This is a genomic window from Limnobacter thiooxidans, from assembly GCF_036323495.1.
GTDB classification, from domain to species: domain Bacteria; phylum Pseudomonadota; class Gammaproteobacteria; order Burkholderiales; family Burkholderiaceae_B; genus Limnobacter; species Limnobacter thiooxidans.
The window spans coordinates 1112811-1129997 of record NZ_AP028947.1 but is presented as its reverse complement, the minus strand read 5'-3'; the positions used below and the strand labels follow the sequence as shown (position 1 = coordinate 1129997).

Genomic DNA, 17187 nt, shown 5'->3' with positions numbered 1-17187 from the left:
AAAGCTTGGGTCTTTATGAGCAATGTGCTGCACACCCTGATTGAACAGGCCAGCGAAAAAGCCGATGCCATGGCCAAAAACATGGCGAAAACCCGGCAAAAACTGGTGCATGGCCAGGACAAACTGAACATGCTGCAAACCTATCGCGATGAATGCCAGAACGGCATGCACAGCAAAGCATCAACCGGCATGACCGGGCAGCAGTTGCGCAATCAAACCGCCTTTGTCGGAAAAATTGCAGAGGCCATTGCCCAGCAAACCCGTGAAGTGGAATTCCTGAACACAACACTGATTCACCAGAACACGCAATGGCAGGAAGCCCTGGCAGAGCAGCGCAAATTTGAAGCCTTGGTGGAAAGGGAAAAACTGAAACAGGCCAAGCTTGAAAACAAGCGTGACCAAAAAATGAACGATGAATTTGCCGCACGCATTTACCGGGTTCAAACCGCGGGAGAGGCCCAATGAGCACGAGTACCCAAGCCATGAACAGCATCAACAAAGTGCAAACACCCAACCAGGGCAACAAAGTTGCCTCGGACAAGAAAGGCCCCGATTTGCAATTTGAAGCGCTCTTCAGTTCTGCCATGGGTCAAATCGCCCCAAATGCCCAATGGAATAGCATCGAATCACAACTGCGTGAAAGCCTGTTCAAACAGGACAAACCAAAAAAAGAAACTGACAGCAATATCAATGCTGAAGCGGCTCAAGCCGCCGTGTGGGCGCAACGCAACTGGATGCAACAAGCCAGTGCGCCTGCACCCCAAGCTCAGTCCCTGTCGGTGAGCAACACAACCAGCAGCTCAGTGAGCAACTCAAAGCAGGCCACAGCCGCTGAGCCCGCTGATAAAGCAGAAGCAGCCAATTCACAGAACACAAAAACCAACGCAGAAAACAAGTCAACGCCAGCTGAGCAGGCCTCGGCCGAGGCATCAGCCAACCAGGCCGGGGAACCAACAGAAAACAAGGTCATCGATCAGGAGGCAAGTGCTCAACCCGCAAGCAATGGGCCAGCAAACAGCCGGGAAACCACAGCAGCAAGCCAACAAGCCAACGCCACAGTACCGCCCAGCGAAAGTACACTGACCGCGACCAAGGGTGTGGACACATCTGGATTAATACCCGGCACCACAAGCACAGCAAGTCCAGCCAATGCCCAAGGCAGTTCACAGGCCACAGGCACACCAGTGACCCAGGCTGCCGACACTTCAGGCCAGGTGCGTGACACAGGCAATACTCAAATTGATGCAATGCTGAACGCAGGGACAATCAGCAAAGCAGGCGACCCCGCTACACCCGCACCACCTACTGGCATCACAACAAGCAGCAATGCCAGCGCCGTGGCAGCCCAGCTGGCACCTCAAATTGCCCAGCAAACGCAAGGCATGGAAACAGAGCTGGAAGTTGGGGAACTGAAAGCGGGCCAGAAAATACTGGCTGGCTCGAACCTGCAGGCCGCGGGCAACCCCAACGCCATCGCAGCGGGTACCAACGGGCTGACAGGCCCGAGTGGCGCTGCACAGCAGGCACTGATCAAGACCCCGGTGAACCAACCCGGTTTTGCGAAGGAACTCGGACAAACCGTGCAATGGGCCATTGGCAAAAACATGTCCACCGTGGACATTCGCGTCAACCCGGAAACCTTTGGTCCGATGAACATGCGCCTGGTCCAGAAAGGTCAACAGGTACAATTGGTCATCCGTACCCAGGACGAAGCTTCTGCAAACTTGCTCAGCCAGTCATTGAGCAATTTGAAAGAAGTACTCGCACAAAATGGCCTGCAATTGAACAACGTGCAGATCCAGCACAACAACAACACACCAAGCGCCGGGCAAGGTCAAAACCAGCAAAGCCAGGCTCAGTTTGAACAAAACAGTGGCCAGCAAGGCCGCGGCGGCCAACAATCCGCACGAGGTGGAATGGCTTCTGACGAACAGGGATCCATTGCAACACCAGCACCAGGTCCGAAGGCCACCGGTCAGCTGGATATGTTCGCGTGATGAATGAATAGGGTCTAAAGAACACGGCTTTTCGGGGATTTGCTCAAAAACCTTTCAGACACAATGGTGTTTGAATGTGAAACAAAGCAATTGAACTTACGGAGTCAAGAAAATGGCCAAAGTTGCCCCGGCACCTGCTGCTGCAGCACCTGATGCAGCAGCCCCCGCAAAGGGATCGAAAAAAATGATCCTCATCATTGCCATTGTTCTGGCCGTGTTGGGTGCAGGTGGTGCAGCCGCCTATTTCATGTTGCTCAAGCCAGCAGACCATGCCGAAGAAGAAGTCAAGCCCGTAGAACCTGTTGGCCCACCGACCTTTGTCGTGATGGACCAGTTTGTGGTCAACCTGACTGATCCCGATAGCACCCGCTACCTTCAAATTGGCATCACCTACGAAGTCAGCAGTGCAGCCACTGCCGACGAAATCAAGAATTTCACACCCGTAATTCGCAGCCGAATCCTGCTGGTGTTGTCTGGCAAGAACGTCAGCAACCTCACCTCCATTGAAGGCAAGCAACAACTGATGGATGAACTGGTGGACCTGGCCCGCGTCACGATCAAGGGCGATGAGAAAGACCCCACCCGTGGCATACGCGACGTTCATTTTTCCAGCTTTGTGATTCAATAACAGGACAGCCAGTACCATGCCCGGAGAATTTCTTTCACAAGACGAAGTCGACGCCCTGCTCAGGGGAGTGAACGGCGAAGAAGAAACGAAAGAGCAATCAGAAATTGCAGGTGGCGTACGCCCTTACAACCTGGCGACACAGGAACGCATTGTGCGTGGCCGCATGCCCACGCTGGAAATCATCAACGAGCGCTTCGCCCGACTGATCCGCATCGGTTTGTTCAATTTCATGCGCCGCAGCCCCGAAATTTCGGTGGGCCCGGTGAAGGTACTGAAGTACAACGAATTCATCCGCAACCTGGTGGTGCCCACCAACCTGAACATCATGGCCATGAAGCCTTTGCGCGGCAACGCCCTGTTCATTTTTGACCCCAGCCTGGTGTTTGCAGTCATCGACAACCTGTTTGGCGGCGATGGTCGTTTTCACACCCGGGTGGAAGGCCGTGATTTCACCCAGACAGAACAACGCATTATTGCGCGAATGCTGGAAGTGATCCGCGAAGAATTTGTAAAAGCCTGGGCCCCTGTGTTTCCGCTGAAACCGGAATACCTGCGCTCAGAAATGCATACCCAGTTCGCCAACATCGCCACGCCTTCGGAAATTGTCGTGACCACCTCGTTCTCCATTGAACTGGGTGCAGGTGGCGGATCGCTTCATATTTGCGTGCCCTACTCCACACTGGAACCCATTCGCGACCTGCTGTATTCCAGCATGCAAGGCGACCAAGCTGAACCCGACAAACGTTGGGTCACCATGTTGAAGAAACAGGTGCAGATGGCCGAAGTGGACCTTGTGGCCAGCCTGGCCAACACACAACTGACGGTGGCTGACATCATGGAACTGCGTGTTGGCGATGTCATTCCAATTGAAATCGACAAAGTGATTGAAGCGCGTGTGGACAACGTGCCTGTGTTCAATTGCAGCTATGGCACCAGTGGTGGTCAATACGCGCTCAAAGTTGAAGAGGTGATGTCAGTAAGCAATGAATCGCATGCAGACGCCTTGAACCTGGAAGCCTTGCTCAACCGGGAAAACAAACAGCCTGAAAAGGCTCATCAACAGTAAACAGTAATTACGACAAGGAAGTAACCATGGCAGAACAGCACGAAGAAACAGTGACAGACGCAGCTGACGACTGGGCCGCCGCATTGGCCGAACAAGCCAACACCACCGCTCCAAATTCCAGCGACACGGACAACCTGTTTGCCAAGGCACAGGATGCAAAACCCGCAGCGGGTTTGTTCCAGCCGTTTGCTGGAAGTGTGGCGTCAGGCACTCAGAACGACATCGACATGATCCTGGATATCCCGGTTCAGTTGACTGTTGAGCTGGGTCGGACGAAGATACCGATTAAGCACATACTTCAACTTGCGCAGGGTTCCGTCATTGAACTGGATGGTCTTGCCGGAGAACCGATGGATGTGCTGGTAAACGGCTACCTGATTGCCCAAGGTGAGGTGGTGGTCGTCAACGACAAATTCGGTATCCGTTTGACTGACATCATTACGCCCTCCGAGCGTTTGAGAAAGCTCAACCGTTGATGCCCCTTTGCAGTACAAAGGCATGGTCACAATAAAAAAAGTAAGCACTGTTTTCGCAAAGGGAAAAACCCTTCTGTTTCTGACTGGCACCCTGCTGGCCAGCGGGGCCTGCCTGGCGCAGGAAAACACCACACCCGCCAGCCCTGCTGGCGAGGCTGTAAATTCCACAATGCCTGCCGCCACGGCGGCTGCAGATAACCCCATGACAGGTCACCTGCTGCAAACAACCCTCGGACTGCTCTTTGTGCTGGGGCTTTTGCTCGCACTGGTGTGGTTGCTCAAACGGCTCGGGGTAGGCAATGCACAACGGCGCGGTGGTTTTTACAAAGTACTGGCCACTTCTGCCCTGGGGCCTCGTGAAAAAATCGTATTGGTTGAAGTCGGCGACACATGGCTGGTATTGGGCATGACCAGCAACAGCATCAACACCCTGCACAGCATGCCGGCTGGCAGCATCGAGATAGATTCTGCACAAAACGCCGCCGCCAGTTTTGCCAAATTGCTCGATCGTGTCAAAACAGGCAAGGCCAAATCATGATTCATCAAGTTGTTTCACCCACCCGCCCACTCAAGTGGCTTGGGCTGGCCTTCGGACTGTTTGTCTTCCTGCTTTGCCTTGCCCAGCCCGAAGCACAGGCACAACAAGTGCTGCCAGGTGTCACCGCAAGCCCTGGTGCCAATGGCACCACGAACTACAGCGTGCCCATTCAAACCCTGCTGTTTTTCACTTTCCTCAGTTTTTTGCCAGCGCTGTTGCTGATGATGACCGGCTTCACCCGTATTGTGATTGTCATGTCACTGCTGCGTATGGCGCTGGGCACACAAAACTCACCACCCAACCAGGTCATCATTGGCCTAAGCATGTTCCTGACCTTCTTCATCATGTCGCCGGTGTTTGACCGCGTGTATGAAAACGCCTACCTGCCTTTCAGCAACAATGAAATTGAATTTCAGGAAATGACTGAGCGGGCCAGCGCGCCCATGAAGGACTTCATGCTCAAGCAGACTCGTGAACCGGATCTGGCGCTGTTCATGCGGCTTGGCAAGGTAGAAAATGTACAAAACCCCGAAGACGTGCCACTGCGCGTGTTGATTCCCGCTTTTGTCACCAGCGAGTTGAAAACCGCCTTTCAAATCGGTTTCATGATTTTCCTGCCGTTCCTCGTGATCGACCTGATTGTGGCCAGCGTCTTGATGTCCATGGGCATGATGATGCTCTCGCCCATGCTGATTTCCCTGCCCTTCAAAATCATGCTGTTTGTGCTGGTCGATGGCTGGACGCTCCTTGTGGGCTCGCTGGTTGCCAGCTTTGAAACCTGAACCGGATACTGATTCATGAACAGTCAAACCGTATTGAATTTGGGCCAGAACGCACTGGAAGTGATGTTGATGGTGTCAGGCCCCCTGCTGGTGGTTGCGCTGGTGGTGGGTTTGCTGGTCAGCATTTTGCAGGCAGCCACGCAAATCAATGAAATGACCCTGTCATTCATTCCGAAAATTCTGGCCATTTTCGCCACCCTGTTGTTGCTTGGCCCCTGGATGCTGGCCACGCTGGTGGACTACACCCAGCGGCTGATCATGAACATTCCGAACGTGATCGGCTAGGTCGGCACAACCATGGTCCCCATCAATGGCGAACAACTGGAAATGTGGATCGCCGCATTCCTGTGGCCATTCATTCGCATACTCGCCATGCTGGCCACTGCACCGGTGTTTGACAACCGCACCGTGCAACGCCGCACGCGTGTGGCACTGGCGGCCATGATCGCCATGCTGATGATGCCCATACTGCCGACACCACCCACACTCAGTTCGGCACAAGCCGTTCCCGTATTGATTCAGCAAATTCTGATCGGTGTGTCCATGGGGTTTTCAATGCGGCTGGTGTTCGCGGCATTCGAGATGGCAGGCGACTTGTTGGGCTTGCAAATGGGCCTGGCTTTTGCTCAGTTCATTGATCCGTCACGCGGCACCCAAACCCCTTTGCTGGGCAGTTTTCTGGGTGTGCTGGCCAGCCTGGTTTTTCTGGTGATTGATGGCCACTTGCTGGTTATTGCAGCGGTGGTTCAAAGTTTCGAGTTGATTCCGATCAGCGCTAACCTCTCGGTCGTGAATGCGCAAAACATCGCCATGGCGGGCGGCATCATGTTCACACTTGCGCTACAGATTTCCCTGCCCGTACTTGCAGCCGTGTTGATCAGCAATATTGTGCTGGGTATCCTGGCCCGTGCCGCACCCCAGTTGAACGTGATGTCGATTGGCTTTTCAATCACCATCGGCGTGGGTCTGTGGATATTGTGGGTCAGCCTGCCCTATTTCATCGCCGGCATTGACGGTGCAATTGGCCGCCTGCTCAGCGTGTCCGTGCTGACGCCGCAGTAGGTGCCTGCAGTAGGCGTTCCTATTCGAGAAAGAAGTCGGTGCTCACCTTGACATCTGTGCTGGGGCCGCTTGCTTCCTGGTCGCTAACCCTTGCCATCTGGTATCGGATGACATCAATCAATTGATCTACCTCGAAAGGCTTGATCAGGTAATCACTAGCACCCAGAAAAAAAGCATGTTGCAAATCGCTGGCCTCGCTTCGAGCGCTTAGCAGTACGAAAGGCAATACATGAAGTCCAGGGGTGGTACGCACCGCATGCAGCAGCTCAAAACCATCCATTTTGGGCATCATCAGGTCACTGACAATCATCCGGGGCAAGTTGCCCGGCTCGTTGCTCAGGGCAGCCGAGAGCAAATCAAGTGCCATTCGGCCATCGTGCGCCTCAATCACATCCAGTCCGCTCAATTGCAAAAGCTGAGAGAGATTACTCAGTATGGTCATATCATCTTCAACGATCATGACACGGGGCATGGGCTCTCCTTCATTGAGGGCAGATCGACGCACAACCAGTGTTGATTGCCGCGGCTTTTAATCATAATGCGTCCGTTGATCAAGCGTATCACCCGCTTGGTGAGTAACAGGGTAAACGGCAAGCACTCACCTTTGAACGGCACCACGGTTTCCTCTGTATGGTGCGGTTCAAGTTGCCCGCTTTTAATCATCCAGACTGGCCAGGCGGTCAGCTCGAGACACAAAAACAGGGTCTGGCTATCGGGCATCTTGATGCTGAGTTTGCCTACGCTTGATTCCCTGCTTTCTGCATAGGCCAGCAGTTGTCTCAAAGCCTGAGTGAACACATATTCATCGGAGTAAAAAGAATGATTATCCAGGGTGGGGTCCAGATGAAACTCAAGCCAGTGCTGGCCATGCCGCCTTCGTTGTTCAAACGAGGAAAACTGGTCAAATACACGCCGTACGTCAAGCGAGGTGATGTTCAAGTGCTTACGCGTGAAATTGGCCCCCATGAACATCAATGTTTCATCCACCAAAGCCCGAAGGGAACGCAAGGCACCCCCGATCTGGTCCACATAGTGAAGAGAATTTTCAAGATTGACCGGATCACGTTGCAGGGTACTTTCAAGCAGGGCTTTGGCAGAGCCTATCACAGTCATCGGTGTGCGGATTTCATGGGACAGGTAAGAAACAAACTGGGACTTTCTGGAGGAAAGCAGCGACTCTTCGTCCAGTTCCTCGCGAATTGAGCGCTCCAGGTCCATTTCCTCCGTGCGGTCGTGAATGATGCCAACCGCTTTACTAGGCAGCCCGTAGGCGTTCTTGACGGCCACCAGGCGTATTTCCAGCTTCAACAATGAACCGTAGGGGGTGGAGTATCGAATCTGTACGGCTTCGCTGGGGGTTTGCAAGGTCAGGCAATCCTGCAAGGCGGTATCCAGCGCCTTGATGTCGTCTTCCAGCACGCCAGCACGCCAAACTTCCGCAGGCATCGGACCTTGCTTGACCCGATCCAGACCAAACAAGTGGTGCCAACTGCTGCTGAAGGCCAGTGTTTCCTGCTCGAAGTCCCACTCAAACACACCATCTTCCAGCGTGGCCACGGCCGCAACCAGGCTGTCTACCGACATTTCGTGGTCGTGTTGCACCAGTTCAATGGAGCGTTCAAGTTGCGCAATTCGGGTGCGTTTGAATTCCAGTTCCTCGGAGGCATTGGCCACCCGGGTCAAGGCATCCTGTTTCAAGACCTGCAACTTCTGGTTGTCTGCGCGCAGCATGTGCAGAGAACGCTCTATAAAGGCATACACGTAGCACATCAACACGGAGATCATGATCAGCGCGGAAAAACTGACAAACACTTCAAAGCCAGACCAGCTGGTCCACAACCCGTACCAAGCCAATGGAACGCTGTGGTTACCCACATGGATAAAACCAATGACACTCAGCGCAATCATCTGGTTCAAACCCACAATTCCGAAAATATAAATCATGCGGCTTTGGAGGGGTCGGTACTTTCCCACCGAGGTTTCATGCGCAAATCTGCTTAACAGGGCCATGCAGATGAACAGGAAAACATACATGACCACCAGACCAGACCAGCGCACATCCAGAATTTTCTGGCTGTTGGGAATGAAGATGAATGCCATGTGAATTGCAAACTGAACAAGAATACCCAGCGAGGTGTACAGCAGCATGAACAGGCCAGCCTTTTCCTTCGATGACTGCACCAGGTAGTCGATACAGAGAAACACGGCCACACAGGCAATAAAGGTCAGCACCGTACCGGAGATACTGAACATGGCTTCCTTGGCAGATGGCAAGGTAAGGCCGACAAACGCCGATGCGAAAAACATGGAAATGACATAGAGCGTGATTAACGCGCCCCGACGAATGAGGTAATGCTGGTTGGCGATCAAGGGTGGGTTCTTGATCCGCACTTCAACACCCACTGTCATGGCCAGCAAGGACGCAAAAAAACCAAAGACCAATCCCGAAAGATGGGCCTCTGAGATGATCTGCGCCGCAAACGCGAAATCCTCAACGAGCCAATTCATTAATTTGTTTGCCCCAGTTTCGATTTGTTCAGCTTCTTTGCTGATTTAGTTTTTTAGTGCTGTCAATTAGGCCTGCTCACACAGCATTCCACATAATTTAACAACTTGAGGTGATGCCCCCCTCCCCCTAATTGGGGTAACTACAGCACAAATTACCACCGTAGCTGGGGTCTGGATAAAAAACATCCCAAAGCCAATGCGACCGACATTCCCACAGCACCCTCATACACCGTGTCGGGGAAGCCATAAAACTTCCAGGCCACAGTGACCGAAACACCTGTGACCGACATACAGAGCATGCTGACAGAGCTTAATTGCGCCCCACAAACCTTCCAAATCAAAACCGGAACAAAAGCAGCGCCCAGTGTGCCCCAAGCCCACACCACCAAAGAAAACACGCTTTGCTCACTCACTAGGCCAATGAGCAGAGCAAACACTGTAACGAGGGCTGTAGCCGCTTTGAGCAACCAGCGTTGCTCTGAGGGTGTTTTGGGTAAGTCCTGAGTCAGCGCTGAAGAACAGGACAGTACCAGCGAATCGGCAGTCGACATGGTGGCTGCAAATATACCTGCCAGCATCAGCCCTGCCAGCCAAGGTGGCAAAAGCTCGCGGGCCATGTGTGGCAATGCCATTTCAGGATCGAAACCCGTGTGATCGCCAAAATAAAGGCGGCTGAGCAGGCCCACTGTCGTGGCAAAGCAATAAAAGAGGAGATAGTAGCTGTAGTACCACAGCCGCACCCGGTTCATTTGCCGAGTGTGCTGCAAAGCGAGAAAACGACTGACGATATGAGGCTGCCCCAAGGCGGCTGCGCCAGCAAACATCCATCCGACCACAAATGCCACAGGGCCTGGCCACCCTGTCAACTCAAGACCACTGGGCTTGGCGTCCAAAAAACCGGGAATAGCAGCTGCTTGTTGCAGAACGGCCTCTGTTCCGCCAAGGTGTGACACTGTTGCCCAAAGTAACACCACCATGGAAACCACCATCAGCAGTGATTGCGCGGCATCTGTCCAGATTGATGCGCGCATGCCACCTGCAATGCTGTAAGCAATCACGACGAGCGCAACCATCGACATGCCCACCGCCATGGGTATATCCAGCATGCCTTCCAGTGCCTTGCCACCCGCCGATATTTGAGCCGCTGCGTAGGTACTCAAAAACACTACGCTTACCAAAGCCGCCAATATTTGCCAACTGCGGTGGTGATTTCCACCCCAGCGTGCCAACAGGCTGATGATGCCGTTCGCCTGGACACGCTCAGCCTCGTCTCGCATGCGTTCATGGGCAATTCTTGAGGCAATCAGATCACCAGTGATCCAGCCCACCATCAACCAAATGGATTGAATGCCCACAGCGTGCGTATATCCAATCAAGCCGATGAACATGTAGCCCGAATTGTTGGTGGCCACAGCCGACAAACCCACCAGCCAGGGTGGAACAGTGCGACTGGCGAGAAAGTAATCAGCCGCACTGGCTTTGGCTTGCCGGGCGGAACTTAGTCCGACCAGCAAAACCACTGCAAGGCATACAAAAAAGCTTGCAGCCAAATCAGGCCGGCACGTGGGCCGTCAGGGGATTCACCTGGCGAGCCGCCAGAAACTCGGGGCGAGGCTTGTCGGCCGCATAGGGTGCATTCAGAGCATTGCTGATTGCGTTGTACACGTAAAACAGGTTGGCTCGCAGGTATTCGCTGGTGTTGTTGCCTGCCCCGTGCATCACGTTGCAGTCAAACAGCAGCACCGAACCGGCCGGTGCTACCACTTCCTGCACGCCACCATGTTGCTGAAGTAGATCAAGCAACAATGCAGGGGGCTTGCCCACCGCCTGTTTCTTGAATGCATCCTGATAATTGCTACGGGGTGTTTCACCCGGACACGCCAGGAAAGTCCGGTGACTCCCGGGGATGAATTTCAGCGAACCTGGCGCTGAAATTTCATCGGTCAACAACACCGTGGCACTGATCGCGCGCATGCCGGGCATGCCATCCTCTGCATGCCATGTTTCAAAATCACTGTGCCATTCGAAGCCACTGCCATACTGCGGACTTTTAAAATTCAGGCGCGACTGGTGGATGTAAATCGAATCATTCAGCAAAAACTGGATGACCTCGAGCATGCGGGGATTGCTCGCCGTCTCCTTCAGCAAACCGTCCATGGCATGCACGCCAAACAGTGTTCGCAATTGGGAAGAATTTTCGTTTTGAAGGGCATCCTTGATCAGCTGCCCGGCATGCGCCTGCGCACAGGTTTTGCTGACCCTTTCAGAAGCAGCCCTCAATTCATCCAGCTCGTGGGCAGAAAATACGTCGGTCAACACCAGATATCCTTCACGTTCAAACTGCCTCACCTGCGATTCAGTCAGGGGTGAGTCATCAGTCCATTTGGCGTAAACCACTGGCTCAGCCCGTCTTATCAAGGCACCCTCGGACTTGTCGCGAGTGGGGTATGGATCTCTGACAGCAGAAAAAATCATGAGGTCGCCTCCTTCAATTTTTGACTGTTGACAGGCAGAGGGTACGCACCTGTTTCATCGTGCACCTCGGCACCTGCGACCGGTGGGTTGAAAACACAGGCCATCACCAAGGGTTCATCAAACGCACGCAACACATGTGGATCATGCAGATCCAGCGCATACACGGTGCCTGGCTCGATCGGATAGACTTTGCCGTCCAACCTGCTTTTGATTTCACCCCGGCCGCTAATGCAGTACACACTCTCCAGGTGATTCTTGTAATGCATGGGCAATTCAGCATTGGCGTGAATGGTGGTGATGTGGAAGGAGAAACCCATACCATCATCCCGCAGCAGAAGGCGAACACTGTCCCAACCCTGCGAACGAATATGCTTGTCTGTCCCCTCAACATCACTGAGCTTTCGTACAATCATGCTTTCACCTTTTTGTTGTTTATCTCTTTATCGGCGTTGGCACTGACTGTGGCCACGGCCTGTTCAAGAACTCCCAAGCCATTTTTGAGGTCTTCCATTTCGATATTCAAAGCAGCAAAAACCTTTACAACCTGACCTTCATTGCCGCAGGTCTCGATAATCATGTTGTGCCTGAAGCATTCGGCCACAACAGCATCCGCCAAGGCACCACTTTGCATTTCAATGCCCTGCATCATGCCCCGCCCCTTGACCTGAACTGCGATATTGTCGTTGGCCTGCAAAATCCGGTTGAGGCTTTTATGCACTTCTGCGGCACGTTGTTCAATACCCCGCTCGAATGCCGGGTTGGACCAGTACTTTTCAAGTGATGCAGCCCCGGTGATGAAGGCGTGGTTGTTGCCTCGGAATGTGCCGTTGTGTTCACCTGGTTTCCAGAAATCCAGATCAGGACGAATCAGGGTGATCGCCATGGGCAAACCCATGCCTGAAAGCGATTTGGACAGACAGATCAAATCGGGCTCGATGCCTGCTTTTTCAAAACTGAAAAATGAACCTGCGCGGCCAACACCTGCCTGAATGTCATCCAGAATCAGCATCGCGCCAGCCTTGCGCGTAATTCGGGCCAGGTTTTTAAGCCACGACATGGATGCGGGGTTCAACCCGCCCTCGCCCTGTACACCTTCTACAATTACAGCTGCTGGGGCATCTTGTCCGCTGGATTTGTCAGTCAGCATTTTTTCAAGGTACTCGGTGGTGTCCACCCCTTCGCCCATGTAACCATCGTAGGGATAACGGTCCACACCACACAAGGTGGCGGCAGACGCACTTCGATGGTGGGTATTGGCGGTACATGCCAATGCACCCTGAGTTACACCGTGAAAGCCGTTGGTGAAGGCAATGATCTGTTTGCGCCCGGTGATTTTTCGCGCCAGCTTGATGGCAGCCTCCACCGAATTGGTCCCGGTTGGGCCGGTGAACTGAATGCGGTACTGCATGCCACGGGGTTTAAGGATGTATCGGTTGAATGCATCAATGAATTTGGCCTTGGCTGCACTGTGCATGTCCAGACTGTGTCCGATGCCATCATCTGCGATGTAGTCAAGCAATGCCGATTTCATCTCTGGATCATTGTGGCCGTAGTTCAAGGAACCAGCCCCAGACAGGAAATCGAGATAGTCCTGACCATTCATGTCGGTCATAGTGCTGCCCTTGGCGCGCACAAACAGCGTTGGAAAACTTCGGCAGTAGCTGCGCGCTTCCGACTCGTTTTTTTGAAATGTGCGAATTTTGCTGAGCGTTTGAAAATCGATCGATTTGCTTTGGTCACTCATTGTTTTACCCCTTGTGTTGGCAAGGCGATTTCCACGAGCACTTCGGTGCTGTGACGACCGCTGAAGTGGGACTGATGTTCAAACCAGTCCCGAGATGACAAATCACTGCCCCAATCACGAGCCAATGACCTGAAAAGAGCCCAAGACGCCACATTGTTGGGCGTGATGGAAGTGTGTATTTTGTGAATGCCCCGCTGTTGCGCAAGCAACCAGTTAATCAGGCGTTTGCCCAAGGCCTGACCTCGTACTTTTTCACCAACAGCCACTTGCCATATGAAAAATGTATCGGGGTGGTGCGGAAGAATGTACCCGGATACCCAAGCCACAACTTCGCCCTGCAAACTTGCGACCACACAGGTGGGCGCAAAATGACTGCACTGCAAGAGGTACAAATAGCGAGAATTCAGATCGAGCGGTTTGCAGGCGTCAACAAGACCAAACACAGCAGTACCGTCTTCGAGCACCGGGTGGCGCAAGACAACATCGTTTCTTGACATCTGGATGAGGCGACCCCGTTATTGGCAGGATCACTTGTTATTAAACAATTAATGATTTCCCATCCTTTCGTAAAAGCTCATGAAAACCTTTTCAATCACTTGACGAGTTTTTATGAAAGAACAAAACAATAATAGTTTATTTTATAAACTATTGCAAACAGCACCGGGCAAAAGAATTTGCCTGTGTAACGCGTCAAATTTGGGGGGTTTGCTCTAAGTGCAAGTTTTTCCAACTGCTTCACCTTGTTAATCACTACAATTCATGAAACTGAATCAATTTACCGGGTTGGCGAACATGGACAGCACTCTACAAGACTCACTGATTTCGCTTCGCAGAATTATTCGTGCCACAGAATCGAGCGCCCGCGAATTGGCCAAACAAGCGGACATGGCTACCTCTGAATTGCTGACCCTGCAATCGGTGGCCGACAACCCCGGTATTTCACCTGGAGAGTTGGCCAAGTCGCTGAGTCTTTCCCCAGTCACATCCACCGTAATCCTTCAAAAACTGGAAGGTCGGGGACTAATCGAGAAAATTCGCAGCAATGTGGACAAGCGTCGGCTAGAGGTCGTGTTGACTGAAAAAGGCAAGCACGAAGTGAACGATGCGCCGTCAAGCCTTCAAACACGGTTTGCAGAACGGTTCGGATTGCTGCAAAGCTGGGAGCAACATCTGATTGCATCTGTACTGGGCAGGGTCACCATGCTGCTAGGCGCTGACTCGATGGACGCTGCCCCTATTCTTGATGTGGGCGAATTGGACAAGCCAGTCAAATAAAATTGACAAATTGTTAAATTATTTCAATACTGATTAACAATTCAACGTTGTTATTTTCAAGATTTGATGGGTTTTCATGCTTCATTCGGGTGGTTTTTTTCGCCGCAACAAAACCGCGCTGTGGCTAGGTGTTGCAGCTTTCATGGCGGTATTCGTGTCGGTTCAGTTTGGCAAAGCCCTGTCACAAAAGGATTCCCACTACGGTGAAATTGCAGAATGCAACTACACACACGACGCGCCTGAACTTCAAACCCCCGCGTCGCCTCAGCATCACCTTGAATCACTCTGCCTGAGCAGCGAGACCAAAAGCCATCAACAACAGTACCCGGCTGGTGGTTAAGCCTGCTCCACAATGACCCGGTTTTTTCCAGCCTTCTTGGCTTGATACATCAGACGGTCGGCTGCAAGCAGCAGTTGCTCGAGACTGACGTCTTCAAAAGTGTTCACGACGATCACACCGACACTGGCCGAGACAGGCAACTCGGGACAGGTGTACTGAACCACTTCTGCAATTGCAGCCTGTATACGCTGCCCCAGACTTTCCGCCAGCTCCTGACGCACCGCGCCCACACTGAGCACCACAAACTCGTCACCGGAAACTCGATACACCTTGTCTTCCACGCGCAGCCTCAGAGACAGCTTTGCGCACAGGCGGCGCAAGAGCTTGTCACCAGTGGCATGCCCCATGGTGTCATTTACCATCTTGAAATTGTCCAGATCAAGAAAGGAAATGACAAACGGTTCTCGCGTGTTGAGCACACGCCACACTGCCGCTTCCAGTGCTTTGCGATTCAAGCTGCGGGTCAGGGGGTCGGTCAGGTTTTCCTGCCGCAGCAATTTTGAACTGGCTTGAATCTTGACACTGACACCATAAAACTGAACAGGCAGGATAAGCAGCAGAAAGAGATTGGCCATGACAAGAATGTCGTACCCACCCCAGAATGGCACAAACCAACTCAACAACAGAACGATAACCACGGCCACAGCGGTGTGACTGGCCAACATGCAAGGCCCGTAACGGATGCCACGAACAAGGGCCACCACCGCCAGCAAAGGCGAAAACACGGCGAGGTATTCTCCAGCCACAGCGAGGCCCATGCCAATCAAGGGGAGGTCCAGCAAATAACTGGGAAGCTCGATTTTTTCCCAGTGAACTTCCTGTCGGGAAATCAGCCAGGCCTGCAACATCGCCGCCGAAAAATGCACAGTCAACAGCACCATCCAGGACAACATGACGGGATCGCCTGATATTGCACCCCCAGGCGCAAGAAACAGGACGATCAGAAAAGAAAGCCCTGAAAACACCATGCGCTGCTGAGCACGGGCGGTGCTGTCGGCCAAGTCTAGAACCTGTTTAAATGAATACATCCTTTATTCGCCCCAGAATGATGTTGGACAGATCTGGTTTCTCATGAAGCACGGACAAGGGGCTATCCCCGAGGTGGGTGTTGAACGGCTTTTCACAGCTTGTTTGGACGTACGCTAGCTGCAAGTGAGAGGAAGGTCAAATGCTGGGTCCGGCTAGGTGGAGGCCAGCGCTGATTACTGGGGAAGCCATGGCGTTGCGTTGTAAGCCTCCAGGTCAATTGGACAGCCTGCTTGGAAATCTGTGTTTCCAGCATGCTTCGTGATGCTTGCACTAAAGTCGACTCGCCAAAAAAGGCGAGCTCGACTTTTCACCTTCGGTGAACAGGCCGCATCACTTGCTGCTGGCAGATTTCCTTGAATCGCAGGCCGTGACAATTGAACCTGTAGGCTTTCAACGCCACCGGCTGACGTGAGCACGCCGACAGACGCTACAGACGCTACAGACGCTACAGACGCTACAGACGCTACAGACGCCGCAGACGCCGCAGACGCCGCAGAAGTAGTGAAGCCCGGCTACCCCGAGCACCTGCATTGCCTTCAAGGAAACCTGCCCTTTGGATTGATTCCAGCGCGTGTGCCCAAGGGGCAACACTGAATTCGGCTTTCTTTTTTGCCGAATTCAGTGAGCAATGGGTTCAATCAAAAGGGAATACAGGTTTTCTGGCAATGCAGGTGCTCGGGGTAGCCGGGCTTCACTACTTCTGCTCAACTAACTTAGCCAGGCTGCAAGGTCTAGGCGTATTTACGCCACAGCCGCTGCGGCCACTTCCTCAAGGTCAGAAGGAATGTCGAAGTCGAGCAGACGCTCCACATTCAGCACCAACACAAACTCTTCATCGACCTTGCCAATTCCCCGCAGGAAGTCGGTTCGCACTCCAGCGCCAAACTGTGGTGGCGGAGAAATCGAGTCAGCACCAATATCAACCACGGCGTTCACGGCATCCACCATGAAGCCAACCACCTGGGTTTCTTCGGCCATTTGTGATTCAAGAATCACGATACAGGTTCGGCGGTTTACTTCCGTTTTGCCTTGGCCAAACCGCGCGCTCAGATCCACCACCGGCACCACAGAACCACGAAGATTGATCACGCCACTGATGCATTGCTGCATCATGGGAACGACCGTGATTCTACCGAATTCAATGATTTCCTTGATTCGAAGAATTTCCACAGCCAGCTTCTGACCATGTACCTGGAAGGTCAAATACTGGTGGCTGGCGCTGTCACTCTCCATGGCCTTGGCCAGTTGTTCATTGATGTTGCTCATG

Annotated in this window: 21 protein-coding genes; 12 read left to right on the top strand and 9 right to left on the bottom strand. The window is 52.9% G+C overall.

The genetic code is table 11. The annotated features are described in order from the left end of the window. Nucleotides 1-15: 15 nt before the first annotated feature. From fliJ to fliR, 9 genes are all read left to right on the top strand, one after another. Complete coding sequence (gene fliJ, locus RGQ30_RS05165; protein WP_130558769.1) at nt 16-465, top strand: flagellar export protein FliJ; 450 nt, start codon at nt 16-18, stop codon at nt 463-465. Beyond that, nucleotides 462-1997, top strand: coding sequence for a flagellar hook-length control protein FliK (locus RGQ30_RS05160; protein ID WP_130558770.1), 1536 nt, complete (start codon nt 462-464; stop codon nt 1995-1997). The genes fliJ and RGQ30_RS05160 overlap by 4 nt, the downstream gene beginning before the upstream one ends. Before the next feature lie 112 nt (nt 1998-2109). Beyond that, on the top strand, nt 2110-2625 hold the full coding sequence (locus RGQ30_RS05155; RefSeq protein WP_130558771.1) for a flagellar basal body-associated FliL family protein: 516 nt from the start codon (nt 2110-2112) through the stop codon (nt 2623-2625). A gap of 16 nt (nt 2626-2641) precedes the next feature. Beyond that, on the top strand, nt 2642-3691 hold the full coding sequence (fliM, locus tag RGQ30_RS05150; protein ID WP_130558772.1) for a flagellar motor switch protein FliM: 1050 nt from the start codon (nt 2642-2644) through the stop codon (nt 3689-3691). A 26-nt stretch (nt 3692-3717) separates the two neighbouring features. Continuing rightward, the gene (gene fliN / locus RGQ30_RS05145) at nt 3718-4167 is read left to right on the top strand and encodes a flagellar motor switch protein FliN (RefSeq protein ID WP_130558773.1); all 450 of its coding nucleotides are present in this window, start codon (nt 3718-3720) and stop codon (nt 4165-4167) included. Between the two features lie 22 nt (nt 4168-4189). Further along, complete coding sequence (gene fliO / locus RGQ30_RS05140) at nt 4190-4705, top strand: flagellar biosynthetic protein FliO (RefSeq protein ID WP_130558774.1); 516 nt, start codon at nt 4190-4192, stop codon at nt 4703-4705. Next, a complete protein-coding gene (fliP, locus tag RGQ30_RS05135; protein ID WP_130558775.1) occupies nt 4702-5487 on the top strand; it encodes a flagellar type III secretion system pore protein FliP in 786 nt (261 codons plus the stop codon). Before fliO ends, fliP begins: the two co-directional genes overlap by 4 nt. A gap of 15 nt (nt 5488-5502) precedes the next feature. Continuing rightward, entirely contained in the window at nt 5503-5772 is a 270-nt protein-coding gene (gene fliQ, locus RGQ30_RS05130) for a flagellar biosynthesis protein FliQ (RefSeq protein ID WP_130558776.1), read from the top strand. 12 nt (nt 5773-5784) lie between these two features. Next, the gene (gene fliR, locus RGQ30_RS05125; RefSeq protein ID WP_130558777.1) at nt 5785-6549 is read left to right on the top strand and encodes a flagellar biosynthetic protein FliR; all 765 of its coding nucleotides are present in this window, start codon (nt 5785-5787) and stop codon (nt 6547-6549) included. Nucleotides 6550-6568: 19 nt separating this feature from the next. Here the strand turns inward: fliR and RGQ30_RS05120 are convergent, their stop codons facing one another. From RGQ30_RS05120 to ectA, 7 genes are all read right to left on the bottom strand, one after another. Beyond that, complete coding sequence (locus tag RGQ30_RS05120) at nt 6569-7021, bottom strand: response regulator (protein WP_130558778.1); 453 nt, start codon at nt 7019-7021, stop codon at nt 6569-6571. Further along, the gene (locus tag RGQ30_RS05115; protein WP_130558779.1) at nt 7006-9057 is read right to left on the bottom strand and encodes an ATP-binding protein; all 2052 of its coding nucleotides are present in this window, start codon (nt 9055-9057) and stop codon (nt 7006-7008) included. The genes RGQ30_RS05120 and RGQ30_RS05115 overlap by 16 nt, the downstream gene beginning before the upstream one ends. A gap of 152 nt (nt 9058-9209) precedes the next feature. Next, nucleotides 9210-10571, bottom strand: a complete 1362-nt coding sequence (locus tag RGQ30_RS05110; RefSeq protein ID WP_338284823.1) for a sodium/proline symporter — start codon at nt 10569-10571, stop codon at nt 9210-9212. A 37-nt stretch (nt 10572-10608) separates the two neighbouring features. Then, nucleotides 10609-11532, bottom strand: a complete 924-nt coding sequence (locus tag RGQ30_RS05105; RefSeq protein ID WP_130558781.1) for a phytanoyl-CoA dioxygenase family protein — start codon at nt 11530-11532, stop codon at nt 10609-10611. Beyond that, entirely contained in the window at nt 11529-11945 is a 417-nt protein-coding gene (locus tag RGQ30_RS05100) for an ectoine synthase (protein WP_130558782.1), read from the bottom strand. Before RGQ30_RS05100 ends, RGQ30_RS05105 begins: the two co-directional genes overlap by 4 nt. Then, on the bottom strand, nt 11942-13276 hold the full coding sequence (ectB, locus tag RGQ30_RS05095) for a diaminobutyrate--2-oxoglutarate transaminase (RefSeq protein WP_130558783.1): 1335 nt from the start codon (nt 13274-13276) through the stop codon (nt 11942-11944). Before ectB ends, RGQ30_RS05100 begins: the two co-directional genes overlap by 4 nt. After that, on the bottom strand, nt 13273-13773 hold the full coding sequence (gene ectA, locus RGQ30_RS05090) for a diaminobutyrate acetyltransferase (protein ID WP_130558784.1): 501 nt from the start codon (nt 13771-13773) through the stop codon (nt 13273-13275). Before ectA ends, ectB begins: the two co-directional genes overlap by 4 nt. A 262-nt stretch (nt 13774-14035) precedes the next feature. Between ectA and RGQ30_RS05085 the strand changes: the two genes are divergently transcribed. Further along, entirely contained in the window at nt 14036-14551 is a 516-nt protein-coding gene (locus RGQ30_RS05085; RefSeq protein ID WP_130558785.1) for a MarR family winged helix-turn-helix transcriptional regulator, read from the top strand. Nucleotides 14552-14627: 76 nt separating this feature from the next. Further along, nucleotides 14628-14891, top strand: a complete 264-nt coding sequence (locus RGQ30_RS05080) for a hypothetical protein (protein WP_130558786.1) — start codon at nt 14628-14630, stop codon at nt 14889-14891. Here the strand turns inward: RGQ30_RS05080 and RGQ30_RS05075 are convergent. Then, entirely contained in the window at nt 14888-15919 is a 1032-nt protein-coding gene (locus RGQ30_RS05075; RefSeq protein ID WP_130558787.1) for a GGDEF domain-containing protein, read from the bottom strand. The two genes, RGQ30_RS05080 and RGQ30_RS05075, sit on opposite strands and share 4 nt — an antisense overlap. 409 nt (nt 15920-16328) lie before the next feature. Between RGQ30_RS05075 and RGQ30_RS05070 the strand changes: the two genes are divergently transcribed. Continuing rightward, entirely contained in the window at nt 16329-16514 is a 186-nt protein-coding gene (locus tag RGQ30_RS05070) for a hypothetical protein (RefSeq protein ID WP_130558788.1), read from the top strand. 147 nt (nt 16515-16661) lie between these two features. On the opposite strand, the gene RGQ30_RS05065 is transcribed toward RGQ30_RS05070, so the two are convergent. Continuing rightward, nucleotides 16662-17186 (bottom strand): chemotaxis protein CheW, encoded by a 525-nt coding sequence (locus RGQ30_RS05065; protein ID WP_130558789.1) that lies wholly within the window; start codon nt 17184-17186, stop codon nt 16662-16664. Nucleotide 17187: the final 1 nt, after the last annotated feature.